General features: G+C 66.7%; 26 protein-coding genes. 14 read left to right on the forward strand and 12 right to left on the reverse strand.

The features are described 5' to 3' along the window. Window positions 1-169: 169 nt before the first annotated feature. The 3 genes from B3Z70_RS11930 (at window position 170) to B3Z70_RS11940 (ending at window position 906) form a co-directional block, all read left to right on the forward strand. Entirely contained in the window at window positions 170-382 is a 213-nt protein-coding gene (locus tag B3Z70_RS11930; RefSeq protein ID WP_292020152.1) for a cold-shock protein, read from the forward strand. Between the two features lie 84 nt (window positions 383-466). Beyond that, complete coding sequence (locus B3Z70_RS11935) at window positions 467-628, forward strand: hypothetical protein (protein ID WP_292020153.1); 162 nt, start codon at window positions 467-469, stop codon at window positions 626-628. Between the two features lie 23 nt (window positions 629-651). Beyond that, a complete protein-coding gene (locus tag B3Z70_RS11940; RefSeq protein ID WP_292020155.1) occupies window positions 652-906 on the forward strand; it encodes a hypothetical protein in 255 nt (84 codons plus the stop codon). Between the two features lie 2 nt (window positions 907-908). Here the strand turns inward: B3Z70_RS11940 and B3Z70_RS11945 are convergent, their stop codons facing one another. Genes B3Z70_RS11945 through B3Z70_RS11960 form a run of 4 tightly spaced genes read right to left on the reverse strand, consistent with a single transcriptional unit; the run spans window position 909 to window position 4,140 of the window. Next, entirely contained in the window at window positions 909-2,069 is a 1,161-nt protein-coding gene (locus B3Z70_RS11945) for a cystathionine gamma-synthase (RefSeq protein WP_409410532.1), read from the reverse strand. Next, the gene (locus B3Z70_RS11950; RefSeq protein ID WP_292020157.1) at window positions 2,069-2,506 is read right to left on the reverse strand and encodes a DUF2442 domain-containing protein; all 438 of its coding nucleotides are present in this window, start codon (window positions 2,504-2,506) and stop codon (window positions 2,069-2,071) included. Before B3Z70_RS11950 ends, B3Z70_RS11945 begins: the two co-directional genes overlap by 1 nt. Beyond that, on the reverse strand, window positions 2,503-2,730 hold the full coding sequence (locus tag B3Z70_RS11955; protein ID WP_292045629.1) for a DUF4160 domain-containing protein: 228 nt from the start codon (window positions 2,728-2,730) through the stop codon (window positions 2,503-2,505). The genes B3Z70_RS11950 and B3Z70_RS11955 overlap by 4 nt, the downstream gene beginning before the upstream one ends. A gap of 9 nt (window positions 2,731-2,739) precedes the next feature. After that, complete coding sequence (locus B3Z70_RS11960) at window positions 2,740-4,140, reverse strand: cystathionine beta-synthase (RefSeq protein ID WP_292020160.1); 1,401 nt, start codon at window positions 4,138-4,140, stop codon at window positions 2,740-2,742. Between the two features lie 105 nt (window positions 4,141-4,245). On the opposite strand from B3Z70_RS11960, the gene rnr reads away from it, so the two are divergent. Next, entirely contained in the window at window positions 4,246-6,555 is a 2,310-nt protein-coding gene (gene rnr / locus B3Z70_RS11965) for a ribonuclease R (protein ID WP_292020162.1), read from the forward strand. Between the two features lie 13 nt (window positions 6,556-6,568). Here rnr and B3Z70_RS11970 read toward each other — a convergent pair whose 3' ends face one another. Next, a complete protein-coding gene (locus tag B3Z70_RS11970; RefSeq protein ID WP_292020164.1) occupies window positions 6,569-6,952 on the reverse strand; it encodes a hypothetical protein in 384 nt (127 codons plus the stop codon). Between the two features lie 60 nt (window positions 6,953-7,012). On the opposite strand from B3Z70_RS11970, the gene B3Z70_RS11975 reads away from it, so the two are divergent. From B3Z70_RS11975 to B3Z70_RS11985, 3 genes are read left to right on the forward strand one after another with little or no spacing between them, the layout of a single operon-like run. After that, window positions 7,013-7,507 (forward strand): hypothetical protein, encoded by a 495-nt coding sequence (locus B3Z70_RS11975; RefSeq protein WP_292020166.1) that lies wholly within the window; start codon window positions 7,013-7,015, stop codon window positions 7,505-7,507. 44 nt (window positions 7,508-7,551) lie between these two features. Further along, window positions 7,552-8,268 carry an NUDIX hydrolase gene (locus B3Z70_RS11980; RefSeq protein WP_292020168.1) on the forward strand — a complete coding sequence of 239 codons (717 nt, stop codon included), beginning with the start codon at window positions 7,552-7,554 and terminating at the stop codon, window positions 8,266-8,268. 4 nt (window positions 8,269-8,272) lie between these two features. Next, window positions 8,273-8,686, forward strand: coding sequence for a DUF5990 family protein (locus tag B3Z70_RS11985; protein WP_292020171.1), 414 nt, complete (start codon window positions 8,273-8,275; stop codon window positions 8,684-8,686). Between the two features lie 2 nt (window positions 8,687-8,688). Here the strand turns inward: B3Z70_RS11985 and B3Z70_RS11990 are convergent, their stop codons facing one another. Continuing rightward, complete coding sequence (locus B3Z70_RS11990) at window positions 8,689-9,255, reverse strand: hypothetical protein (RefSeq protein WP_292020173.1); 567 nt, start codon at window positions 9,253-9,255, stop codon at window positions 8,689-8,691. A gap of 126 nt (window positions 9,256-9,381) precedes the next feature. On the opposite strand from B3Z70_RS11990, the gene rpmG reads away from it, so the two are divergent. Continuing rightward, complete coding sequence (gene rpmG / locus B3Z70_RS11995; RefSeq protein ID WP_003164451.1) at window positions 9,382-9,549, forward strand: 50S ribosomal protein L33; 168 nt, start codon at window positions 9,382-9,384, stop codon at window positions 9,547-9,549. A gap of 74 nt (window positions 9,550-9,623) precedes the next feature. On the opposite strand, the gene B3Z70_RS12000 is transcribed toward rpmG, so the two are convergent. Then, window positions 9,624-10,985 carry a PleD family two-component system response regulator gene (locus B3Z70_RS12000; RefSeq protein ID WP_292020175.1) on the reverse strand — a complete coding sequence of 454 codons (1,362 nt, stop codon included), beginning with the start codon at window positions 10,983-10,985 and terminating at the stop codon, window positions 9,624-9,626. Next, window positions 10,982-11,347, reverse strand: coding sequence for a response regulator (locus B3Z70_RS12005; RefSeq protein WP_166622562.1), 366 nt, complete (start codon window positions 11,345-11,347; stop codon window positions 10,982-10,984). Before B3Z70_RS12005 ends, B3Z70_RS12000 begins: the two co-directional genes overlap by 4 nt. Window positions 11,348-11,453: 106 nt before the next feature. On the opposite strand from B3Z70_RS12005, the gene B3Z70_RS12010 reads away from it, so the two are divergent. The 3 genes from B3Z70_RS12010 to B3Z70_RS12020 are packed head-to-tail and all read left to right on the forward strand — an operon-like array spanning window position 11,454 to window position 14,803. Next, the gene (locus B3Z70_RS12010) at window positions 11,454-12,722 is read left to right on the forward strand and encodes a DNA polymerase IV (protein ID WP_292020177.1); all 1,269 of its coding nucleotides are present in this window, start codon (window positions 11,454-11,456) and stop codon (window positions 12,720-12,722) included. 8 nt (window positions 12,723-12,730) lie between these two features. Continuing rightward, window positions 12,731-14,026 carry a nicotinate phosphoribosyltransferase gene (gene pncB, locus B3Z70_RS12015; protein ID WP_292020180.1) on the forward strand — a complete coding sequence of 432 codons (1,296 nt, stop codon included), beginning with the start codon at window positions 12,731-12,733 and terminating at the stop codon, window positions 14,024-14,026. A 36-nt stretch (window positions 14,027-14,062) separates the two neighbouring features. Continuing rightward, on the forward strand, window positions 14,063-14,803 hold the full coding sequence (locus tag B3Z70_RS12020; RefSeq protein ID WP_292020182.1) for a polysaccharide deacetylase family protein: 741 nt from the start codon (window positions 14,063-14,065) through the stop codon (window positions 14,801-14,803). A 119-nt stretch (window positions 14,804-14,922) separates the two neighbouring features. Here B3Z70_RS12020 and B3Z70_RS12025 read toward each other — a convergent pair whose 3' ends face one another. Further along, entirely contained in the window at window positions 14,923-15,840 is a 918-nt protein-coding gene (locus B3Z70_RS12025) for a hypothetical protein (RefSeq protein ID WP_292020184.1), read from the reverse strand. A gap of 121 nt (window positions 15,841-15,961) precedes the next feature. Between B3Z70_RS12025 and B3Z70_RS12030 the strand changes: the two genes are divergently transcribed. Then, on the forward strand, window positions 15,962-16,420 hold the full coding sequence (locus tag B3Z70_RS12030) for a RidA family protein (protein ID WP_292020186.1): 459 nt from the start codon (window positions 15,962-15,964) through the stop codon (window positions 16,418-16,420). Further along, entirely contained in the window at window positions 16,417-17,580 is a 1,164-nt protein-coding gene (locus B3Z70_RS12035; RefSeq protein WP_292020200.1) for a GNAT family N-acetyltransferase, read from the forward strand. Before B3Z70_RS12030 ends, B3Z70_RS12035 begins: the two co-directional genes overlap by 4 nt. Before the next feature lie 218 nt (window positions 17,581-17,798). Here the strand turns inward: B3Z70_RS12035 and clpA are convergent, their stop codons facing one another. Continuing rightward, window positions 17,799-20,105 carry an ATP-dependent Clp protease ATP-binding subunit ClpA gene (clpA, locus tag B3Z70_RS12040; RefSeq protein WP_292020188.1) on the reverse strand — a complete coding sequence of 769 codons (2,307 nt, stop codon included), beginning with the start codon at window positions 20,103-20,105 and terminating at the stop codon, window positions 17,799-17,801. 13 nt (window positions 20,106-20,118) lie between these two features. Then, window positions 20,119-20,448: an ATP-dependent Clp protease adapter ClpS gene (gene clpS, locus B3Z70_RS12045; protein ID WP_017504641.1), complete on the reverse strand. Its 330-nt coding sequence runs from the start codon at window positions 20,446-20,448 to the stop codon at window positions 20,119-20,121. Between the two features lie 171 nt (window positions 20,449-20,619). Between clpS and B3Z70_RS12050 the strand changes: the two genes are divergently transcribed. Continuing rightward, window positions 20,620-21,093 carry a nuclear transport factor 2 family protein gene (locus tag B3Z70_RS12050; protein WP_292020190.1) on the forward strand — a complete coding sequence of 158 codons (474 nt, stop codon included), beginning with the start codon at window positions 20,620-20,622 and terminating at the stop codon, window positions 21,091-21,093. A gap of 59 nt (window positions 21,094-21,152) precedes the next feature. Here the strand turns inward: B3Z70_RS12050 and B3Z70_RS12055 are convergent, their stop codons facing one another. After that, entirely contained in the window at window positions 21,153-21,644 is a 492-nt protein-coding gene (locus B3Z70_RS12055; protein ID WP_292020192.1) for a phasin family protein, read from the reverse strand. Between the last annotated feature and the right edge of the window lie 138 nt (window positions 21,645-21,782).

A 21,782-nucleotide genomic window follows, 5' to 3' on the forward strand; every position in this document is an offset into this window, starting at 1 on the left:
CCTTGCACAACGGGGACCGGCTTCCCATCTAGGGCCTGTCGATCTCTCTCTGCGTAACGCCGCTGCTCCCTTTGCATCACGCACCGAGGTCCAAAAGCCGATCCCATTCAGACCCGACAGGCCGACCAGGGATCCCTCCCTGCGGTCAACGCCAGACGGAGGTCTCCAAATGGCTACCGGCACTGTTAAATGGTACAATCCCACTAAAGGCTACGGCTTCATCGCGCCCGACGATGGCGGCAAGGACGTCTTCGTCCACGTCTCGGCCGTTGAAACCTCGGACCTCGGTTCGCTGAACGAAGGCCAGAAGCTGTCCTATGAAATCGAGCGAGACGCCCGCTCCGGCAAGGAATCCGCCGGTCGCCTGACGGCGGCGGAGTAGGACACGCTCCAGACGTCCAGCACGAACGCGCCGGTCTGTGAAAGGGCCGGCGTCATCGCCTTCGACGGCGAGGTCATCACGCTGATGCCGCTCGGCGGACGACGGGTTCGTCTGGACAACGGCCACCTGATCGCGGTCCTGCCCTCGCTGGGCGCCCAGACGGGCGTCTCGCTGCCGGGCGACCGCGTGACGGTGGAAATCGCCTTCAATTCGCTGAAGGGCTGGCGCCTGTCGCGCCGGCCCTGAGGCCTCTGCATACGGATGCCGACATGACCCCGCTCGCCGACATGATCCCCGCGATGACCGACGCCGACCTGGCCACGCTGCGCGCCAACGCCGCGCGCCTGGTGGAACACGGCGCCTCGACCCAGGTCATGGCCGCCAGCGACATCATCCCTATCATCGACGTCGAGATCGCCCGCCGCGCCGCTTTGCCCAAGCCCGCCAAGGCGCCGGTGAAGCGCGCGGCCCCCAAGAAGAAGCTGCCGCCCGTCACCGGCCACCAGACCGCCCTGCCCGGCTGAAATCAGCCCAGGGCCTGATCCAGGTCCGCGATCAGGTCCTCGACGTTCTCCACGCCCACCGACAGCCGGATCAGGTTGTCGGTCACGCCGCCCGCCTCGCGGACCTCCTTGGGGACCGAGGCGTGGGTCATGATCGCCGGGTGGTTCACCAGGCTTTCGACGCCGCCCAGCGATTCCGCCAGGGTGAAGACCTGAACCCGCTCCAGCACCCGTTTGGTGCGCTCCAGATCGCCGTCCAGGATCACCGTCACCATGCCGCCGAACCCGCCGTGCATCTGGCGCGCGGCCAGCTCATGCTGCGGGTGGGCGATCAGGCCGGGATAGATGACCCTAGCGACGCCCGCCCGCGTCTCCAGCCAGCGCGCCACGGTCAGGGCGTTCTCGCAGTGGGCTTTCATCCTGAGCGCCAGGGTCTTTAAGCCGCGATTGGCCAGGAAGGCGTCGAACGGTCCCATGATCCCGCCGACCGAGTTCTGCAGGAACTTGATCCGCGTCGCCAGCTCTGCGTCTGCGGTCGCCAGCACCCCGCCGATGATGTCCGAATGGCCGTTCAGATATTTGGTCGCCGAATGCATGACCACGTCGGCCCCCAGGCTCAGTGGCTGCTGGCAGAAGGGGGTGGCGAAGGTGTTGTCCACGATCAGCAGCAGGCCATGCGCCTTGGCCACCTTCGACAGGGCGGCGATGTCGGCCAGCTTCATCAGGGGATTGGTGGGCGTCTCGACCCACAGCATCTTCGTCCTGGGCGTGATCGCCGCCTCGACCGCGGCGATGTCGCTCAGGTCCACATAGGCGAAGTCCAGCCCCATGGTGCGCCTGCGCACCCGCTCGAACAGCCGCCACGATCCGCCGTACAGATCGTCGCCGGTGACGATGTGGTCGCCCGCGTCCAGCAGCTCCAGCGCCGTCGAGGTCGCCGCCATGCCCGAGCCAAAGCCGAACCCGTGCGTGCCGCCCTCCAGGTCCGCGATACAGGCCTCGAACGCCTCGCGCGTGGGGTTCTTGCCCCGCGCATACTCATACCCCTTGTTCACGCCGGGGCTTTCCTGGGCGTAGGTCGAGGTGGCGTAGATCGGCGTCATCACCGCACCCGTCGTCGGGTCGGGATGCTGGCCGGCATGGATGGCGCGGGTCGAGAAGCCCTGGCTGTTCTTGTTCTTCATCAGGCGGCTTTCAAGGCGTCCCAGCCCTTGCAGGCCAGTTGAATGGATCGAGGCACCGTCGCCTCTGTCGAATATCTGATCACGCTGGCTCGCGAGATGCCCAAGGCCTCGGCCGCCGCAGTCGCGGAAAAGCCGTTGCGAAGCCGCCATTCCAGGAACGACCGCGTGTCCTCACGTCCCCAGGACGACAGGCTGTCCAGCCACAGGGAGTCTGCGCCGATTTCGACGCCGCCGGGCCACACCAGACTATGGCCCCAATCGCCCAGATCGACGGCCGTGAAAACGGCAGGCTCGCGCAACGCTTCATAGGCCTCGTCGCCCATCGTATTGCTCAGGTCGACCCGGGCTTCCCGACCATCGCCCCAGCGCAAATCAAGCCAATACGGAGCGGACCCCTGCACACCGATCAGTTCAGGTTGTTGTTCGACGCCCATCATGGGTTCAACTCGTTCCACACATCCAGCAACTCGGGCTGCCGCCCGCTGGCCCAGGCGATGGCGGCTGCGAGCGATCTCGGATCATAGGTTCCTATGATGACCTCCAAGGTGGCGATTGCAACCGAACACCGCCAGCCGCGCCCCTCTACATGAAAGTGGGGGACGCCATGATCGCGCCCGTAAACCGAGATCTTCCAGGCCGGCGCGCGATGCAGCGTCACCATCGATAAGCCTCAGCGGTTCAGGCTGAGGTGGTTGATCAGGTCGGTGCGGGTGATCAGGCCGACGAAGGTCTCGCCGTCCAGCACGATGGCCACCCGGTCGCGGTCGAAGACGGGGATCAGGGCGTCCAGCGGCTCCTTGACCTGCACCGTGTCCAGATCGCGCGTCATGGCCGAGGACACCGGCTTGGCGAACCGCTCCTTGCGGGTGATCTCGTCGGTGTTCATCACCTGGATCAGGTCGCTTTCGTCCAGGATGCCGACCAGACGGCCATCGTCGATGATCGGCAGTTGCGACACGTCGGCGCCCTTCATCCGCTTGAAGGCGGTGTCCAGAGTGTCGCCAGGCCCGGCGACGACCACGTCGCCCTTGTCGTATTTGCGGTTGATCAGGTCCGACAGGTCGCCGTGGATCTCGCGCTCGCCCAGGCCCTGATCGGCCAGCCAGGCGTCGTTATAGACCTTGGACAGATATTTGGCGCCGGTGTCGCAGACGAAGGTGACGCAGGTCTTGGCCTCGGTCTGTTCGCGGCACCAGCGCAGGGCCGTGGCGATCAGGGTGCCCGACGACGAGCCGGCCAGAATGCCCTCCTTCAGCAACAGTTCGCGGGCCGTGGCGATGGCCTCGGCGTCGGGGATGGAATAGGCCCTGTCGATCAGGCTCATGTCCGCCGTGTCGGGCACGAAGTTCTGGCCGATTCCCTCGACGGTGTAACCGCCCTCCGGCCCCGGCACGCCGTCGTTGACGATGCCCGCCAGGGTCGAACCGACCGGATCGGCCAGGATGATCTCGGCCTTGGAACCGACGCTCTTCAGATAGCGGGCCGTGCCGGTGATGGTGCCGCCCGAGCCGATGCCGGCGACGAAGGCGTCGATGTCGCCGCCCGTCTGTTCCCAAATCTCCGGTCCCGTCGTCTTCACATGGGCCTCGGCGTTCGACGGATTGGCGAACTGATTGACGTAATAGGCGCCGGGAATGGCCTGCGACAGGCGCTCGGCCATATCGGTGTAGTATTCCGGGTGGCCGTGCGGGACGTCCGAACGTGTCAGGCGAACATCGGCGCCCATGGCCCTGAGATGCTGGATCTTTTCCTTGGACATCTTGTCCGGGATGACCAGAAGCACCTTATATCCCCGCGCCCGGCCGACCAGCGTCAGCGCCAGGCCCGTATTGCCTGCGGTCGCCTCGACGATGGTTCCGCCCTCCTTCAGCCAGCCTTCCCTTTCGGCGGCGTCCAGCATCTCGATGGCGATCCGGTCCTTGATCGAGCCGCCGGGGTTCTGGGACTCCAGCTTCAGCAGCAGGCGGCATTTCCCGGTGTCGATCTTCGTCACCTCCACCATCGGCGTCTTGCCGATCAGATCCAGCGGCGACGAGACGGTCGCGCTCAGGGCGGGGGCGTTGAGGGACATCGAAGACTCCATTCGGGATCGGCGAAAGCTGAAGCCCCACATCCACCCGGTCAAATCACGCAAGATTTGACCCAAACGCGCGGTTCCGCGCTACGTAAAGACCTAATGACCAAATCATCCAAGAGGCCGCCCGCCGGTCTCCCCGACAAAGACACCCTCGTCGCCTTCCTGCGCGAGGCCGGATCGGCCGAGAAGACCGATATCGCCCGCCACTTCGGACTGAAGGGCGGCGACCGCCGGGCCTTGCGCGAAATGATCCGCGAGCTTGAAGCCGAAGGCCGGCTGGGCAAGCGCGGCCGCAAGGGCTTTTCCGAAGCCGGCGCCCTGCCTCCCGTCGGCGTCGCCGATGTGATCGAGCGCGACGGCGACGGCGAACTGTATGTGCGCCTGGTCGAGGCCAGCCCCGACGCGCCCCACGCCCTGCTGATCCCCGACAAGACCAAGGCCGCCCCTGGCCTGGGCGACCGCCTGCTGGTCAAGTTCCAGCGCGGCGCCGACGGCTGGGAAGCCCGGCTGATCAAGAAGCTGGACGTGGGGACCAACCGCGTCCTTGGCGTCATCCGCAAGTCGGCGCGCGAGACCCGCGTCGAGCCGGTCGACCGCCGCTCCAAGGACATGCTGCTGGTGCCCCAGGCCCAATCCGGGGACCTGCGCGACGGCGATCTGGTTCTGGCCGCCATCGAAAAGGGCGACCAGCGATATGGTCCCAAACGCGGCAAGATCCTGGAGCACATCGGCAAGGAAGACGATCCCCGCGCCGCCTCCCTGATCGCCATCTACACCCACAGCATTCCGACCGGCTTCTCCGAGGCCGTGGAGCGCGAGGCCGAGGATCAGGAACTGCCGACGCTGAAGGGCCGCGAGGACCTGCGCGATGTTCCCTTCATCACCATCGACCCCGCCGATGCGCGCGACCACGACGACGCGGTCTATGCCGTGCGCGACGAAGACCCCAGGAATGAAGGCGGCTGGATCGTCTGGGTCGCCATCGCCGATGTCGCCGCCTATGTCCGCCCCGGCTCCCAACTGGACCGGGAGGCGCGAGAAAAGGGCAACTCGACCTACTTCCCCGACCGCGTCGAGCCGATGCTGCCGGAAGTGCTGTCGAACGGCCTGTGCAGCCTGAAGGAGGGCGAGAACCGCGCCTGCCTGGCCGTGCGGATGGTCTTCGACAAGGACGGCCGAAAGACGGGCCACAGGTTCGTGCGCGGCCTGATGCGGTCGCACGCCAAACTGTCCTACGAACAGGCGCAGGCCGCCATCGACGGCCAGACGGACGACGCCACCGGCCCGATCATGGAGGCCATCCTCTATCCGCTTTGGAACGCCTATCACGCCATGCTGAAGGGCCGCCTGAAGCGCAGCCCCCTGCAGATCGAATCGGCCGAGCGCCGCATCCGCATGGCGCCGGACGGCGGCATCGCCTCCATCGAGAAACGCACCTCGCTGGAGGCGCACCGGCTGATCGAGGAGATGATGATCCAGGCCAACGTCTGCGCCGCCGAAACGCTGGAGCAGAAGAAAACGCCTCTGATCTACCGCATCCACGACGCGCCCAGTCAGGAGAAGATCTTCAACCTGGCCGACTTCCTGCACACCATCGGCAAGCCGTGGAACAAGGGCGAGCCGGGCACGACCAAGCGGTTCAACAAGCTGCTGGACGAGACGCGCGACACCGAACACGCCGACGTGGTCAACGAGGTCGTGCTGCGCACCCAGATGCAGGCCATCTATTCGCCTGAGAACGTGGGCCACTTCGGTCTGAACCTGGACCGCTACGCCCACTTCACCTCGCCGATCCGGCGCTATTCCGACCTGATCGTGCACAGGGGCCTGATCCGCGCGCTGAACCTGGGCAAGGACGGGCTGACGGACCGAGAGATCGCCGAACTGCCGGCCATCGCCGAACAGGTCACGACGACCGAGCGCCGCTCGATGGCCGCCGAACGCGACGCCATGGACCGCTACATCGCCGCCTATCTGGAGGAGCATATCGGCGCGACCTTCGCCGGGCGCATCACCGGCGTCACCCGTTTCGGCCTGTTCATCCGGCTCGAGGACACCGGCGCGGATGGTCTGGTCCCCGTCTCGACGCTCGGCAGCGAATATTTCACCCACGACGACCGCGCCCACGCCCTGGTCGGCGAACGCACCGGCAAACGCTTCACCCTGGGCCGTATGGTCGAGGTCAAGCTGCGCGAGGCGACGCCCGTCACCGGCGGTCTGGTCTTCGAAATGCTCAGCGAGCCGGAGCCTCGCGACCCCAACGCCCCGGCTCCGCGCTATGGCATTCGCGGACGCGGCGGCGACGGCCCGGCCATGCGCGGCAAGAACCGGCCTGGCGGCCCCAAGCCCCGCAACGGCTCCAGACCCTCTGGCGGCCTGAAGGGCGTGCGCAAGGGCAAACGGAAGTGACTAGAACAGCCGCTCATCCCGGCGAAAGCCGGGACCCAGTGCTTTCGTTCGCACTGGCGGTCGGGATCGAGTCCCGAGGATCATCTCGAAAACGGATCGCCCAAAGATCTGGGTCCCGGCTTTCGCCGGGATGAGCGGGATGAAAGATCAGCCTTTCGACGCCACACTCGCTCGCCTGAACGCGGCTGAACGCGAGTTGCTGATCCTCCTTGGGCGAGGCCACACGGCCAAGTCCATCGCCGTCCTGAAGGGGCTGTCCGAACTGGCGGTGAACGAACGTTTCAGGTCCGCACGACGCAAGACCGGCATCGGCTCCAGTCGCGAAATCGCCCGCCTGTTGGTCGCCCAAGAAAATCGTGACGACTTTATCGGACTGGCCGAACCGGCTGGCGCCCATCCAGACCTCCCTCGCCCCGACGCACCGCACCGTGCGTCATCTCAACGATGGAGACTTCCCATGGCCGCCGCCGTCCTTATCGCCGCCGCGATCCTCGCCCAGCAGACATCCGTCGCACCGACCGTTCCGCCGGCGCCGAGCCGTCCCGTTTCGCCGGCTGTCCAGGCGCTCTTCGCGCCGCGCTCGCCAGAGCCCGACATCTCCGCCCTGCACGCCGAGGTCACGGGCGGAGGCGTGGACCCCGCCTGGTCGGCCGCCACCGAGGCAGCGCTGCAGGGGATTTACGGCAAGGCCATCGCACCCGGCGCCCTAGCCTCGTTCGAGGTCACGTGCAGCGCCTCTCTGTGCGAAGCCCTCGGCGTCGGGCGTCCAGGCCTCATCGACGACGCCGTCACTGTCTTCACTGATGCGGTCCAGGGGCCGGAGGTCAATCAGGCGGCGAACGCCCTCGGCTTGCGCTCAGTGATGAACAGTTTCACGGTGACGCGAGACAATGCGGCGAACGGCAAGCCTTCGGTGCTGGTGTTCGCCGCCTACTGGCGTCGCATCGACTAGGCGCCGCGCTTTCCTTGAGGGTCGGCGCGTGGCATCGATCATCAATGCCGACGCCGCCCCACCCCTTCGACGCCGCACAGGACCTAGCGGACGCACCGCGCGCGCAAGGGGTTCGTCAGAGGCCCAAGGATGCGGCGACCCTGATCCTGACACGCGGAGGGTCGCGGCCCGAGGTGCTGATGGGGCGCCGCGCGCCGGGGCATGTGTTCATGGCGTCGAAATGGGTGTTTCCGGGCGGGCGGATCGACCGCAGCGACTTCACCGCGGCCGCGACCGGCGCGCTGTCATCCGATGTCGCGCGGCGGCTGGAGGGCGAACTACCGGCACGCCGCGCGCGCGCCCTGGCCCTGACCGCAGTGCGCGAGACGTTCGAGGAGACGGGTCTTATCCTGGGCCGGCCCGCGCCGTCCGCCAGCGTCGCCGGGCCGTGGCGCGAGTATCGCCAGGCGGGCGCCCTGCCCGATCTGTCGGTCCTGTCCTATATCGCGCGCGCCATCACCCCGCCCGGCCGTGCGCGCCGGTTCGACGCGCGGTTCTTCATGGCGCCGGCGGAGGCCCTGCTGACGCCCGAGCCGACGGCCGGATCGGGCGAACTGGACGAGATCGCCTGGCTGCCGCTGGAACAGGCGCGCGCGCTGGACCTGCCCGCCATCACCCGGTTCGTGCTGGGCGAGTTGGCCGAGCGACTGGAGCACCCGCACTGTCCCCTGCCCTTCGTGCGGATGGTGCATGGACAGCACCGGGTCGAACACAGGGACTGAACCCATGGCCGCCGCGACCATCACCCTGCGTCTGACCATCGCCGATCCGGTCGTGGGCGTCGCCTACAGCCTGCAGGACAAGGCCAACACGCCGGTCGGGCCGCGCATCGCCGGCGACGGCCCGATCAGTTTCGACGCGCCGGCCACACTGTCCGACGACGGCCGCCTGACCGGCCCCTTCGTGCGGCGCGAGGGGCCGACGCGGCGGTTCGTCTATATCGCCATCGGAACCTCGGCCGGTCAGCACGCCAGCGAATGGAGCCGCCGCGCCAAGATCGACGTCCACGACATCCCCGCCGACCTGCTGGCCCAGGCGCGTCAGGGGCGTGTGCTGGAGGTGGTCCTGCCGGGCCGCGCCCGGGACGGCGGCCCGGGCTGCGCCACGGTGCGTCCGCTTCAAGGCTGGCGCGCCGTCTGACCTTAGTCCTTGATGGGCTTGGTCAGGTCGAACTCGACGCGGAAATGCCGGTTGGGGCGGAGCAGTTCATAGGCGAACATCCGGTCGGGATGGACCTCCATCGCCCAGACATTGGTGGTCGAGACCGCGGCGTCATTGGCGTTGAACAGGGCGACAGATTCGGCGTCGACCGGGAATTCCTGCCGCTCGGCCGTGCCGGCGTTCGCCGTGTCGCCGCCGTACCGGTGCAACACGTCCGTCGTGCCGTCCTCATGCCGATGATCGTGCTTCAGCCGCAGGCCCGCGTCGGTCTTCGTCACGACCCAGGTCCGCGAACGATCCGACCCCACGGCGAAGGGAATGCGCACCTCGTCCGTCGAACAGTCGCGGACGTGCATGATTAGCCGCTCGCTGGCGAACCTGGCGTCGGCGGCGTCGGTGGTGACGACCCGGCCTTCGAATCGCTGGCCGCACAGGGCGTTCAACCGCGCCAGGAAATCGTCCTGCACCGGCGCGGCAGACGCGGCCGCCCCGCCGGCGGACGACAGGGAGATCAGGGCCGCAGCGGCCAGCAGGGATGCGATTTTCATACGGTCAGACTATATGTGCGCCCCGCCTCATCAACGCGGCAACGCGCCCGTTGACTTTGGGGCGATCCTGAGTATGTTCCGCGCCTCTTATTTTAAGCGGCTTTCGCCGTCGCAGAGGTAATTCCGATGGCCAAACCGGCTTCCATCAAGATCCGCCTGAACTCCACGGCCGACACCGGCTTCTTCTACGTCACCAAGAAGAACGCCCGCACCATGACCGAGAAGATGGTCGTCAAGAAGTACGACCCCGTCGTGCGCAAGCACGTCGAGTTCAAGGAAGGCAAGATCAAGTAAAACCTTGATCGGCTGAAAATCGAGAACGCCCGGCTGGTCTCCAGCCGGGCGTTTTTCGTTGTTCGGGCTTGATCTCAGGCTGCGCGGGCGATGACCCGGTTGCGGCCGGCGGCCTTGGCTTCATACACCCCTTCGTCGGCGCGTTTCAGCAGGCCCTCGGGCGTGTCGCCGTCGCCGACGGTGGCGGCCACGCCGATCGAGATGGTGATGGTGATCTGCTCCTTGCCGCCCATGACCCGGAAGGGGGCGGAGGCGACGTCGCGGCGGATGCGTTCGGCGACGCGACCGGCGTCCTCCAGACTGGCGCCCGGCATGACGACCACGAACTCCTCGCCGCCCATGCGGCACGGCAGGTCCACGGCGCGGACGTTGGTGGCCAGGCGCACGGCGAACTCGACCAGAACCTCGTCGCCCGCATCGTGGCCGAAGCCGTCGTTGACCGATTTGAAGTGGTCGATGTCCAGCACCAGCACCGCCACCTGGGCGCCGCCCTGGGCCGCGCGGCCCACCAGGGCCTGAAGCTGGCCGGTCATGTAGCGGCGATTATGCAGGCCGGTCAGGGCGTCGGTGACGGCCATCTCCATGCTGCTGTCCAGCTTGTGCCGCAGGAAGTCGGTGTAGCGCTTGCGGCGGATCTGGGTGCGGACCCGCGCCGACAGCTCCTCGGTGTCTATCGGACGCGGCAGGATATCGGCGGCCCCAAGCTCCAGCGCCTTGACCATGCGCGGCCGCTCGGCCGGATCGACGATGGCCAGGATCGGCGCCCGGCGGGCGTCGCCCGACTTGGCCTGGGCCACGATCCGAAGCCCGTCGAAGGCCGCCGCCGCCACATTGACGATGATCAGATCCAGCACGCCCCGCGCCGCCGCCAGAGCCGAATCGGGGTCGGATTCGATGGCGACGCGGTGTTCGACACCCAGTTCCTGGGCGATCTTTTCGGCCTGGCGCAGATCGTCGTCGACGATCAGGACGCGGCCGCCCTCGCTGCGCAACCGGGCCGCGCCTTCCGAATCGACGCCCAGGCGCCGGCCGCTTTCCTCGCGCTCGCGCAGTTCGTCCATCACCTGTTTCAGCCGGGTCAGCGACTTGACCCGCGCAAACAGGATCACGTCGTCGATGGGCTTGGTCAGGAAGTCGTCGGCGCCCGCCTCCAGCCCGCGAATCCGGTCCTGACGCCCGTCCAGAGCGGTGACCAGGACGACCGGGATGTGGCGCGTGGAAGCCTCGGCCTTCAGACGTCGGCAGGTTTCGAACCCGTCCATGCCGGGCATCATGACGTCCAGCAAGATCAGGTCCGGCTGATGCTCGGCCGCCAGCGCCAGCGCCGTGACCCCGTCGTTGCAGGTCAGGACGTCGTAATATTCGACCGTCAGCTTGGCTTCGAGCAGGCGGACGTTCACGTCCACGTCGTCGACCACGAGGATGCGCGCGCTCATCCCAGGTGCTGCCGGATTGTGTCGAGGAAATGCATGACCGAGATCGGCTTGGAGATATAGGCCTCGCAGCCGCCCTGGCGGATCCGCTCCTCGTCGCCCTTCATGGCGAAGGCGGTCACGGCGATGACGGGGATGTGGTTCAGTTCCTCGTCGTCCTTCAGCCATTTGGTGACTTCCAGCCCCGAGATTTCCGGCAACTGGATGTCCATCAGGATCAGGTCGGGGTGGTGGGCGCGGGCCAGGGCGAGCGCCTGCAGCCCTTCGCGGGTCTGCAGGGTCTCATAGCCCTGGGAATCGAGCAGATCATGAAAAAGCTTCATGTTCAGCTCGTTATCCTCGACGATGAGGACTTTCTTGGACATCATCACCTGACCTGCGCGCCCCTCGAACGCGGGACGCCTCGTTGGTCGCATTCGTAGGCGGCCAGTCTTAAGTTGGGGTGAAGCCAAACTTACGGAGACCTTAAACGTGGCCATCAAGGCCATCTGTCGCGACTGTCTGTGGACCGGCGAAGACCCCGCCGGACCGCTGGATGGCCGCTGCCCGGCGTGCGGATCGCGACGGATCGTCGCCGATCCCGAACTGGATCAGCTGTCCATCGCCCACATGGATTGCGACGCCTTCTACGCCTCGGTGGAGAAGCGCGATCGGCCGGAGTTGCGCGACAAGCCGGTCATCGTCGGCGGCGGCAAGCGCGGCGTGGTCTCCACCGCCTGCTATGTCGCGCGCCAGTACGGCGTCGGCTCGGCCATGCCGATGTTCAAGGCGCTGAAGGCCTGTCCCGAGGCCGTGGTCATCCGGCCCGACTTCACCAAATACGTCTTCGAATCCCAGCGTATCCTGGGCGCCCTGGGCCAGCTGACGCCGCTGATTCAGCCCCTGTCGCTGGACGAGGCCTGGGTCGATCTGTCGGGCACCGAGCGGCTGAACGGCGGGCCGCCCGCGTTGCAGCTGATCCGGTTCCAGAAGCGGATCGAGGAGGAGACCGGCCTGACCGTCTCCATCGGCCTGGCGCCCAACCGCTTCCTGGCCAAGATGGCGTCGGAGATGGATAAGCCGCGCGGCTTCTCAGTCGTGGGGGCGGCGAATGCGCAAAGCCTGCTGGCGCCCCGCCCCGTCACCGCCCTGCCCGGCGTCGGGCCGGTGTTCGGCAAGGCGTTGCGCAGCGACGGCTATTCGACCATCGGCGATCTGGCGCGGGCGGACGTGCGCGATCTGGTCAGACGCTACGGCGAATCGGGTCTGCGCCTGCACGACCTGGCCCACGCCCGCGACGCCCGCGCCGTGAACCCCGAGCGGGACCGCAAGGGGATGAGCGCCGAAACCACCTTCAACGAGGACCTGACCACGGCCGAGGCGCTGGAGGCCGAGTTGTGGCCGCTGTGCGAGAAGCTGGCGTCCAAGGCCCGCCGCGACGGGGTGGCCAGCCGCGTTCTGGTGCTGAAGCTGCGGCGCGCGGACTTCAAGATCGTGACCCGCCGCATCACCCTGCCCGATCCGGTCCAGACCGCGCGCGCCCTGTTCGCCGCCGGGCGGGACCTGCTGAAACCGGAACTGGGCCGCCCCTATCGCCTGATCGGCATCGGCATGGCCGATGTTCAGGACGCCGAAGACGCGCCCGCCGGCCTGTTTCAGACATCGGAGACCCGCGCCCTGAAGACCGAGCGCGCCATCGACGTGCTGCGCGAGAAGTTCGGCAAGGACGCGGTGGTGGCGGGCCGGGCACTGAAGCCGTAGGACAGAGCATGGATCTCGCCAAACGCGCCTATGACCACGGCTTTCGCCTGGACCCGATCGTCCGCAGTCTGCTGGACACCGACTTCTACAAGCTGCTGATGCTGCAGATGATCTGGCGCGAGCATCGCGACGTGCCGGTGACGTTCCAGGTCATCAACCGCACCAAGACCGTTCGGCTGGCCGAAGAGGTCGACATCGCGGCCTTGCGCGAACAGCTGGATCACGCCCGGACGCTACGCTTCACCAACAAGGAGCTGGTCTGGCTGTCGGGCAACAGCTTCTATGGGGTGAAGCAGATCTTCTCGCCCGACTTCATCGCCTGGCTGACCGACTACCAACTGCCCGAATACGATCTGTCGGTCGAGGATGGTCAGTATGTGCTGACCTTCTCCGGCGCCTGGGCCGAGGTGACGCTGTGGGAAATCCCGGCGCTGGCCATCCTGAACGAGCTGCGCTGCCGGGTCGGTATGCAGCGGCTGGGCCGGTTCGAACTGGACATCCTGTATTCGCGCGCCAAGACGCGGCTGTGGTCCAAGGTGGAGCGGTTGCGGGCCTTGCCCGACCTGGCCCTGTCGGATTTCGGCACCCGTCGTCGCCACGGCTTCCTGTGGCAACGCTGGTGCATCCAGGCGCTGAAAGAGGGTCTGGGCCGGTCCTTCATCGGCACGTCGAACGTGCTGCACGCGATGGAGAACGATCTGGAGGCCATCGGCACCAACGGCCACGAACTGCCGATGGTGATGGCGGCGCTGGCCCCCGACGACGCGGCCCTGGCGCAAGTGCCCTACGCCGTGCTGGACGAGTGGCGCAGGCATTACGCCGGCAATCTGCTGATCGTCCTGCCTGACGCCTTCGGCACCGAGGCGTTTCTGGATCAGGCGCCGGATTGGGTGGCCGACTGGACCGGATTCCGTCCCGATTCCGCGCCGCCGATCCCGGCCGGCGAGCGTCTGATCGACTGGTGGACAGCGCACGGGCGCGATCCGAAGGAGAAGCTGCTGATCTTCTCGGACGGCATGGACATCGACGGCATCGAGGCGACCCACGCCCATTTCCACGGTCGCGCCCGTCTCAGCTTCGGCTGGGGCACCAATCTGACCAACGACTTCCGCGACTGTTCGCCCGCCCCGGCGCCCGAGTTGGAGCCGATCTCCCTGGTCTGCAAGGTGGTGGAGGCGGGCGGCCGACCGGCCGTCAAACTGTCGGACAACCCGGCCAAGGCGGTGGGCGATCCGGCCGAGATCGAACGCTATCGCCGCGTGTTCGGCGTGCGCGGCCTGACCGCCCAACCCGTGACGGTGTGAAACCCGGCCTTAAGCCCGTCGTGGCATAAGGCGGTCATGAGCGCCTTCATCGACAAGATGCGCCGCCGCGCCGGCCGCTATCTAGACGTCCGCCCCGTCGATATCCGACCGTCGCGCGGGATTATGAGCCTGTCGTTCGACGACATCCCCGCCTCCGCCTGGACAGAGGCCGGGCCGATCCTGGCCGAGCATGGCGTCAAGGCGACCTACTATGTCTGTGGCGGGCTGGCCGGCGGCCGCAATCTGGATCTGCCGCAGTTCGAGGTGGAGCATCTTCAGGCCCTGCACGCAGCGGGGCATGAGGTCGGCTGCCACACGTATGAACACGTCTCGACCTTGACGCTGTCGCCGGCCGAACTGGACGCCAGTCTGGCCCGCAACGCCGCCTGGGTGGCCGAGCGGCTGGACGGATACGAAATGCAGACCTTCGCCTATCCGTTCGGCGATTGCGCCCTGGCGTCCAAGCCGGTGATCGAGCGGCGCTTCCTGTGCGGGCGCGGCGTGCGCGACGGCGTGAACCGCGCCAGGGCCGACCGCAACCTGCTGCAAGCCATCGGACTGGAGAGCCGCCGCCTGCCCGGTTACGACCTGAAGGCGCTGGTCGAGGAGACGGCGGCGTCGAAGGGCTGGTTGATCGCCTATGGCCACGATGTCGGCGACGCGCCCACGCCTTACGGCTGCCGGCCCGACGACATCGACCGTCTGATCCGACTGGCCAAGGCAGCTGATCTGGACATTCTGCCCGTCGCAGCGGCGTGGCGGATGACGACCTCCTAAGTTCGTCATCCTAGGCCTTGTGCCTAGGATCCATACGCCCGGTGTCAGCCGCTTAACGGCCATTGTCTGACACCGCGAACAGCGGCGAGGTCTGAGTCTATGGATCCTAGGCACAAGGCCTAGGATGACGGCTGGAGGGGATCGACGCCTTGAGCCCTCCGCCGATCCGCCCAGGCGATCAGTTCCTTCCGCGGCCAGATCATCAGCCACGACCGCGCGGTGTATTCTCCGCTGTCGATCAGCGCCTTCCTCGACGGCGAGGCCGTGCCGGCTCGTTCGGTGTGGATCGGCGCCGGGCCCTGATGCACCATGAAGGCGCCGCCGTTCAGCGGGTTCAGGCGCAGATGGGCCAGGCGGGGGCTGATCTCGGTCAGGGGCGGGTCGTAGAACCAGCTGGAGCCGATCATGCCCGCCAGTTCGGGCCGCGCGCGGCACAGTTCGGCCGCCGTGGCCCAGGCCGCGTTCCAGCCGTCCTCGTTGAAACCGCGCAGCCAGCGGCTTTCGGTATGCACCTCCAGCCACGGCTCGCGCTTGGCGCCCGCCGCCAGATAGCGGAACAGCGGCTTGAGGCCCCAGCCGTCGCGAACGTGTTTGACGATCTGGCCCGGCCCGACCGGCGACGACAGGTCTATGACTTGGCTCTTTGCCCCCGGCACGCTGAGCGCCAGGGTGAAGCGCACGTCCTTGGACCAATGGTCGAAAACGTAGTCGCCCTCGGCCTTCTCCAGAAAACCCGCCAATTGGTCGATCCAGTAGGGATAGAGGGCCATGACCTCGGCCGGCAGGTTCATCGCCGCTGCACGGTCGGGCAGTTGCAGCGCCCAGGCGGCGACCAAGCCGCGACGCACATTGTCGGATACATCAGCGCCCAACAGCGCATCCACCGCCTTGGCCGGCATTTCGAAATCCCAATGCGGCGCGGCCTCGGCGGCCTTTTGCGCGGCCGGAGTGGCGGCGGCGTCCACCCGCGCGCGGTCCTGGGGCGACAGGCGCGCCAGAACGGCATGGAAGGCGGCGACGTCGGGGGTCAGATGCATATCCATGTTCGCACAATGGCACGATGCGGTTGGCGAACCTTTAAAGCGCGCCAAGCCGTTAAGTGCGGGTGACGCCGCACGCGCCCCGCGCTAAACCGCGCCCATATCAAAAGGAGCCGCCATGAGCATCGAAGCCCGCATCGCCGAACTGGGCCTGACCCTGCCCGAACCCGCCAAGCCGGTGGCCAGCTATGTCTCCTTCGTCCGCTCGGGCGATCAGGTCACGATCTCGGGCCAGCTGTCGAACGACGCCAATGGCGGGATCAAGGGCACCGTCGGCGTGGACGTGACGCCGGAACAGGCCGTGGACGCCGCCCGCCTGTGCGGCCTGAACCTGATCGCCCAGATCAAGGCCGCCTGCGACGGCGACCTGGACCGGGTGGTCCGCATTGTCAAACTGGGCGGCTTCGTCCAGGCCGGACCGGATTTCGACGCCATCCCCGCCGTCATCAACGGTTGCTCGGACATGATGGTCCAGGTCTTTGGCGAGGCGGGCAAACACGCCCGTTCGGCCGTGGGCGTCTACAAGCTGCCGCTCGGCTTCGCCGTCGAGATCGACGCGATCGTGGAGATCCGCTGATCTTTCAGATCTCGGTTCACGACGCGATCGCCGACATCGGCCGCGAGGCCTGGGACGCCTGCGCGCGTCCCACCGGCGATCCCTTCGTCTCCTATGACTTCCTGCACGCCTGCGAGGCGTCCGACAGCGCCACGCCGCGCCAGGGCTGGGCCCCGCGACATCTGGCGCTGCGCGATGACGGCGACGCCGTGCTGGGCGTGATGCCCCTCTATCTGAAGGGCGACAGCCAGGGCGAATATGTCTTCGACCACAGCTGGGCCGACGCCTATGAGCGGGCCGGCGGTCGCTACTATCCCAAACTGCTGGGCGCCGTGCCCTTCACCCCCGCGACCGGACCGCGCTTCCTGAACCACCCGGACGCCGACGCCGCCACCGTGCGCCAGGCCCTGCTGCAAGGCGCCCTGACCCTGGTGGAGCGGCTCGGCGTCTCGTCCCTGCACGTCAACTTCCCCACCCGGCCGGAGTGGGAGGCCATGACCGAGGCCGGCCTGCTGCCCCGCCAGGACATCCAGTTCATCTGGCGCAACGACAGCTATCAGACCTTCGACCACTTCCTGGCCGCCCTGTCTTCCAATCGCCGCAAGTCGATCCGGCGCGAGCGGCGCGACGCGCAGGCCGACCTCGACATCCGCATCCTGACCGGCGCCGAGATCGAGCCGGCCCATTGGGACGCCTTCTTCGCCTTCTATATGGACACCGGCTCGCGCAAATGGGGCCGCCCCTATCTGACACGCGACTTCTTCGACCGTATCGGGGCGACGATGGCCGACCGGATCGCCCTGGTCATGGCGTTTCGCGACGGCGCGCCCATCGCCGGCGCCCTGAACTTCATCGGCCGCGACGCCCTCTATGGCCGTCAGTGGGGCGCGCTTGAGGACGTGCCCTTCCTGCATTTCGAGCTGTGCTACTATCAGGCCATCGACTTCGCCATTTCACGCGGCCTGTCCCGCGTCGAGGCGGGCGCGCAGGGCGAGCACAAGATCGCGCGCGGCTATCTGCCCTCTCCCGTCTACTCCGCCCACTTCATCGCCGACCCCGCCCTGCGCGACCCCGTCGCCCGCTATCTGGAGCGCGAAGGCCCGGCGGTCGAGGAACAGAGGGCCGCGATGACGGCCGAACTGTCGCCGTTCAAACAGGTTGATGGCCCCACGCCGCGATAGCGTGCGACAGAAGGGTTCATCACAACGCCCACAGCGAGGCACGACGACCACGACGAGATCGTCTCCGTTGTGATCGCCGTGTCCCGTCGTATTCGTTGTGATGAACCGAGCTTTCGACCGGGCCCAGACGCCCGCTGACGCGAGACTTGCGATCACGAAAAGAAAAATGGCCCAGCTGTCGCCAGCCGGGCCTTTCGTTTCTACAGGTACGGCGCAGATCAGGCCGTTTCTTCTTCCTCTTCCGACTTCGCCGGGGCGCCCGAGGGGCTGGCGATGTCGAAGTCGATCTTGCCGTCCTTCAGCTGGACCTTGACGTGTCCGCCGCGCGTCAGGCGGCCGAACAGGATGTCGTCGGCCAGCGGCTTCTTGATCGAGTCCTGGATGACCCGCGCCAGCGGACGCGCGCCGTACAGTTCGTCGAAGCCGTTCTTGGCCAGCCAGTCGGCGGCTTCGTCGGTCAGTTCGATGGTGATGTTGCGGTCCGCCAGCTGGGCTTCCAGCTGCAGCACGAACTTGGTCACCACCGAACGGATCGTCTCGGCGCCCAGCGACTTGAAGGCCACGATGGCGTCCAGGCGGTTCCTGAACTCCGGCGCGAACAGGCGCTGGATGGCCTTGTCGTCCTCGCCCTCGACCTTGCCCCGGCCGAAGCCGATGGAGGCGCGGGCGTTGTCGGCGGCCCCGGCGTTGGTGGTCATGATCAGGATGACGTTCCTGAAATCGACCTTCTTGCCGACCGCATCGGTCAGCATCCCGTTGTCCATCACCTGCAACAGGATGTTGTAGACGTCCGGGTGCGCCTTCTCGATCTCGTCCAGCAGGATGACGGCGTGCGGATGCTGGTCCACGGCGTCCGTCAGCAGACCGCCCTGGTCATGACCGACATAGCCCGGAGGCGCGCCGATCAGGCGGCTGACCGTGTGACGCTCCATATATTCCGACATGTCGAACCGCTGCATCTCGATGCCCAGGGTGGCGGCGAGCTGCTTGGCCACCTCGGTCTTGCCCACGCCGGTCGGGCCGCTGAACAGGAAGCTGCCGATCGGCTTGTTCGGGTCGCGCAGACCCGCCCGCGCCAGCTTCATCGCCGCCGACACCTGTTCGATGGCCTGTTCCTGACCGAAGACGACGCGCTTCAGATCCGTCTCCAACTCGCGCAGGCTCTCGGTGTCGGACTTGGACACCGACTTGGCGGGGATGCGGGCCATCTTGGCGATGACGGCCTCGACCTCCTTCTGGCCGATGACCTTCTTGCGCTTGGATTCGGTCAGCAGCATCTGGCCGGCGCCGGCCTCGTCGATCACGTCGATCGCCTTGTCCGGCAGTTTGCGGTCGGTCATGTAGCGGGCCGACAGCTCGACCGCGGTGCGGATGGCGCTGTCGGTGTAGCGGACCTTGTGGTGCTGCTCGTAATAGGTTTTCAGACCCTTCAGGATCTTCACCGTATCCTCGACCGTCGGCTCGTTGACGTCGATCTTCTGGAAGCGACGCACCAGGGCGCGGTCCTTCTCGAAGTGCTGGCGATATTCCTTGTAGGTGGTCGATCCCATGCAGCGCAGGGTGCCGGACGCCAGAGCGGGCTTCAGCAGGTTGGACGCATCCATCGCCCCGCCCGAGGTGGCGCCCGCGCCGATCACCGTGTGGATCTCGTCGATGAACAGGACCGCGTTGTCGTGGTTCTCCAACTCCTTGACCACCTGTTTCAGGCGTTCCTCGAAGTCGCCGCGATAGCGGGTGCCGGCCAGCAGGGCGCCCATGTCCAGCGAATAGATGGTGGCGTCCTTCAGGACGTCGGGCACCTCGCCGTTCACGATCTTACGGGCCAGACCTTCGGCGATGGCGGTCTTGCCGACGCCAGGATCGCCGACCAGCAGCGGATTGTTCTTGGTCCGGCGGCACAGAATCTGGATCGAGCGTTCGACCTCGGCCTGACGACCGATCAGCGGATCGACCTTGCCCTGGCGCGACTTCTCGTTGAGGTCGACGCAATAGGCTTCCAGCGCCTCGCCGCCTTGTTTGACGGCCGAGTGGTCCTCGGCCTCTTCGGGCGAAGCGCCCTTGGCGGGCTTGGCCTCGGAGGCGCCGGCCTTCTTGGCGATGCCGTGGGCGATGAAGTTGACCGCGTCATAGCGCGTCATGTCCTGCTCCTGCAGGAAATAGGCGGCGTGGCTTTCGCGCTCGGAGAAGATGGCGACCAGCACGTTTGCGCCGGACACCTCTTCGCGGCCCGATGACTGGACGTGGATCACCGCGCGCTGGATCACGCGCTGGAAGCCGGCCGTGGGCTTGGCGTCCTCGCCGTCGGCCGTGGCCAGGGCGGCCAGGTCGTTGTCGACATAGAGGGTCAGCGCCGCCTTGAGCGCGTTCAGATCGACGTTGCAGGCGCCCATGACGCCGGACGCATCCGGGTCGTCGATCAGCGCCAGGAGCAGATGCTCCAGCGTGGCGTATTCATGCCTGCGCGCATTGGCGTATCCCACCGCGCGGTGCAGGGTTTCTTCGAGAGGACGGGAAAATGAAGGCATTGGGAGGCTCCTCTCAGTCCTTTTCCATCGTGCATTGCAGAGGGTGCTGGTGGCGGCGCGCGGTCTCGATGACCTGCGCGACCTTGGTCTCGGCGACCTCGTAGGTGAAGACGCCGCAGACCCCCACGCCATGCTGGTGCACATGCAGCATGATGCGGGTCGCTTCCTCGCGGCTCTTCTGGAAGAACCGCTCCAGCACATAGACGACGAATTCCATCGGCGAATAATCGTCGTTCAGGATCAGCACCCGATACAGCGAGGGCTTCTGAAGTTTCGGCTTGGTTTCGGTGACGACGGCGGTTCCTTGACCGCCGCCCGTCTCGCCGGGCCTTTGAATGGGCATTCGTGTTCCGTAATCGGGGAGTCGTCTTGGCTAACAGATAGGGAATGATGGCCTGATTTGAAGCGGCGTCCAGTCACGGCTTTCGTGAAGGCCGTCTGACAAAGATTTCACGTGATCGCGGCGCAGCTTGGCGACAGGTTGAGGCGCTCGCTTGAAAGGCTCACGATCACCATGCCAGTCGCCCTATTCGCCGCCCTCGCCGTATCCGCCGTTGCGCCGCGCACGCCTCTGGAGACCGCCGTGATCGCGGCGGACGCCCGGCTGTTCTCGATGTTCTTCGAAGGCTGCGACCCGGCCGCGCTTCGGGCCATGCTGACCGATGACTTCGAGTTTTTCGACGACCGTGGCGGACGTGTGGCGACCGACGCCGATGGGTTTGTCGCGCAATACGCCGCGCGGTGTCAGGACCGCAGCGCGCCCGACGCATGGCGGACCCGGCGCGAGGCCTTGCCGGACGGCCTAGCGGTCTATCCCATCAACAACTACGGCGCCGTCGAAACAGGACAGCACTTCTTCTACGAACGTCAGGGCGACGGACCCGAAACGCGCGTCGGACGCGCCCGCTTCACGCAGATGTGGAAACAGGAGGGGCCACAGTGGAAGCTGGCGCGCGTGTTCAGCTATGACCATTCCGCCTTGCCCTGAACGCAAGAAAGGCCCCGGAGCGAACTCCGGGGCCTTTTCGATCTACAAGGTCGCTCGGCTTAGCGCGCGGCCTGGAAGCTTTCTACCGAGGCGGTGACGCGCTCGTTGATCGGCTTCAGGCTGTCCTTGACCGTGGCGGCGACGATCTCGTTCGTCTTGGTCATTTCGGCGACGTAGCGTTCCATGGACTTCTTGGCCCAGGCGGTCTGCAGTTCGAAGAACTCCTGCACCGAGCGGGCGGTCGACAGTTCCTTGGAGGCGGCGACGCCGTCTTCCCAGGACGTCTTGGCGAAGCCCAGAGCCTGTTGCGACAGGGCCTCGGCGCCCTTCTGGGCGACGGTGGCCGACTCGACCATGGCGTCCAGGTTCTTCTTGCCGTGGGCGTTCAGTTCGCCCAGCGAGGCGACCGACTTGTCGATGCCTTCGCGGAAGGCCTGGGTTCCGGCGGCCTGAAGGGTCTCGGCCTGGGCCTTGACCTTGGCGCCGGCCGAAGCGGTGGCGGCGGCGGCTTGATCGGCGGTCTTCTTCATCGTTTCGGCGGCGTCGGCCATGATCGTCTCTCCGGTGTTTGCCCGCCCGGGGGTGGCGGCGGTGCGGAAAATCTGACGCGAGGCGAACCCTCGCAGAACCGCAATATGCTGCGAGTGCGAAGGGAATGCAAGGCCGCATTGTGCGTTGCACAATGTGAT

Source organism: Brevundimonas sp. UBA6550, assembly GCF_002434505.1.
Lineage (GTDB): Bacteria > Pseudomonadota > Alphaproteobacteria > Caulobacterales > Caulobacteraceae > Brevundimonas.

Coding starts and splice junctions, on each gene's coding strand:
- B3Z70_RS11930 (WP_292020152.1), top strand. CDS start 170: ATGGCTACCGGCACTGTTAAATGGTACAATCCCACTAAAGGCTACGGC.
- B3Z70_RS11935 (WP_292020153.1), top strand. CDS start 467: ATGCCGCTCGGCGGACGACGGGTTCGTCTGGACAACGGCCACCTGATC.
- B3Z70_RS11940 (WP_292020155.1), top strand. CDS start 652: ATGACCCCGCTCGCCGACATGATCCCCGCGATGACCGACGCCGACCTG.
- B3Z70_RS11945 (WP_409410532.1), bottom strand. CDS start 2,069: ATGAAGAACAAGAACAGCCAGGGCTTCTCGACCCGCGCCATCCATGCC.
- B3Z70_RS11950 (WP_292020157.1), bottom strand. CDS start 2,506: ATGATGGGCGTCGAACAACAACCTGAACTGATCGGTGTGCAGGGGTCC.
- B3Z70_RS11955 (WP_292045629.1), bottom strand. CDS start 2,730: ATGGTGACGCTGCATCGCGCGCCGGCCTGGAAGATCTCGGTTTACGGG.
- B3Z70_RS11960 (WP_292020160.1), bottom strand. CDS start 4,140: ATGTCCCTCAACGCCCCCGCCCTGAGCGCGACCGTCTCGTCGCCGCTG.
- rnr (WP_292020162.1), top strand. CDS start 4,246: ATGACCAAATCATCCAAGAGGCCGCCCGCCGGTCTCCCCGACAAAGAC.
- B3Z70_RS11970 (WP_292020164.1), bottom strand. CDS start 6,952: ATGGGCGCCAGCCGGTTCGGCCAGTCCGATAAAGTCGTCACGATTTTC.
- B3Z70_RS11975 (WP_292020166.1), top strand. CDS start 7,013: ATGGCCGCCGCCGTCCTTATCGCCGCCGCGATCCTCGCCCAGCAGACA.
- B3Z70_RS11980 (WP_292020168.1), top strand. CDS start 7,552: ATGCCGACGCCGCCCCACCCCTTCGACGCCGCACAGGACCTAGCGGAC.
- B3Z70_RS11985 (WP_292020171.1), top strand. CDS start 8,273: ATGGCCGCCGCGACCATCACCCTGCGTCTGACCATCGCCGATCCGGTC.
- B3Z70_RS11990 (WP_292020173.1), bottom strand. CDS start 9,255: ATGAAAATCGCATCCCTGCTGGCCGCTGCGGCCCTGATCTCCCTGTCG.
- rpmG (WP_003164451.1), top strand. CDS start 9,382: ATGGCCAAACCGGCTTCCATCAAGATCCGCCTGAACTCCACGGCCGAC.
- B3Z70_RS12000 (WP_292020175.1), bottom strand. CDS start 10,985: ATGAGCGCGCGCATCCTCGTGGTCGACGACGTGGACGTGAACGTCCGC.
- B3Z70_RS12005 (WP_166622562.1), bottom strand. CDS start 11,347: ATGTCCAAGAAAGTCCTCATCGTCGAGGATAACGAGCTGAACATGAAG.
- pncB (WP_292020180.1), top strand. CDS start 12,731: ATGGATCTCGCCAAACGCGCCTATGACCACGGCTTTCGCCTGGACCCG.
- B3Z70_RS12020 (WP_292020182.1), top strand. CDS start 14,063: ATGAGCGCCTTCATCGACAAGATGCGCCGCCGCGCCGGCCGCTATCTA.
- B3Z70_RS12025 (WP_292020184.1), bottom strand. CDS start 15,840: ATGCATCTGACCCCCGACGTCGCCGCCTTCCATGCCGTTCTGGCGCGC.
- B3Z70_RS12030 (WP_292020186.1), top strand. CDS start 15,962: ATGAGCATCGAAGCCCGCATCGCCGAACTGGGCCTGACCCTGCCCGAA.
- clpA (WP_292020188.1), bottom strand. CDS start 20,105: ATGCCTTCATTTTCCCGTCCTCTCGAAGAAACCCTGCACCGCGCGGTG.
- clpS (WP_017504641.1), bottom strand. CDS start 20,448: ATGCCCATTCAAAGGCCCGGCGAGACGGGCGGCGGTCAAGGAACCGCC.
- B3Z70_RS12050 (WP_292020190.1), top strand. CDS start 20,620: ATGCCAGTCGCCCTATTCGCCGCCCTCGCCGTATCCGCCGTTGCGCCG.
- B3Z70_RS12055 (WP_292020192.1), bottom strand. CDS start 21,644: ATGGCCGACGCCGCCGAAACGATGAAGAAGACCGCCGATCAAGCCGCC.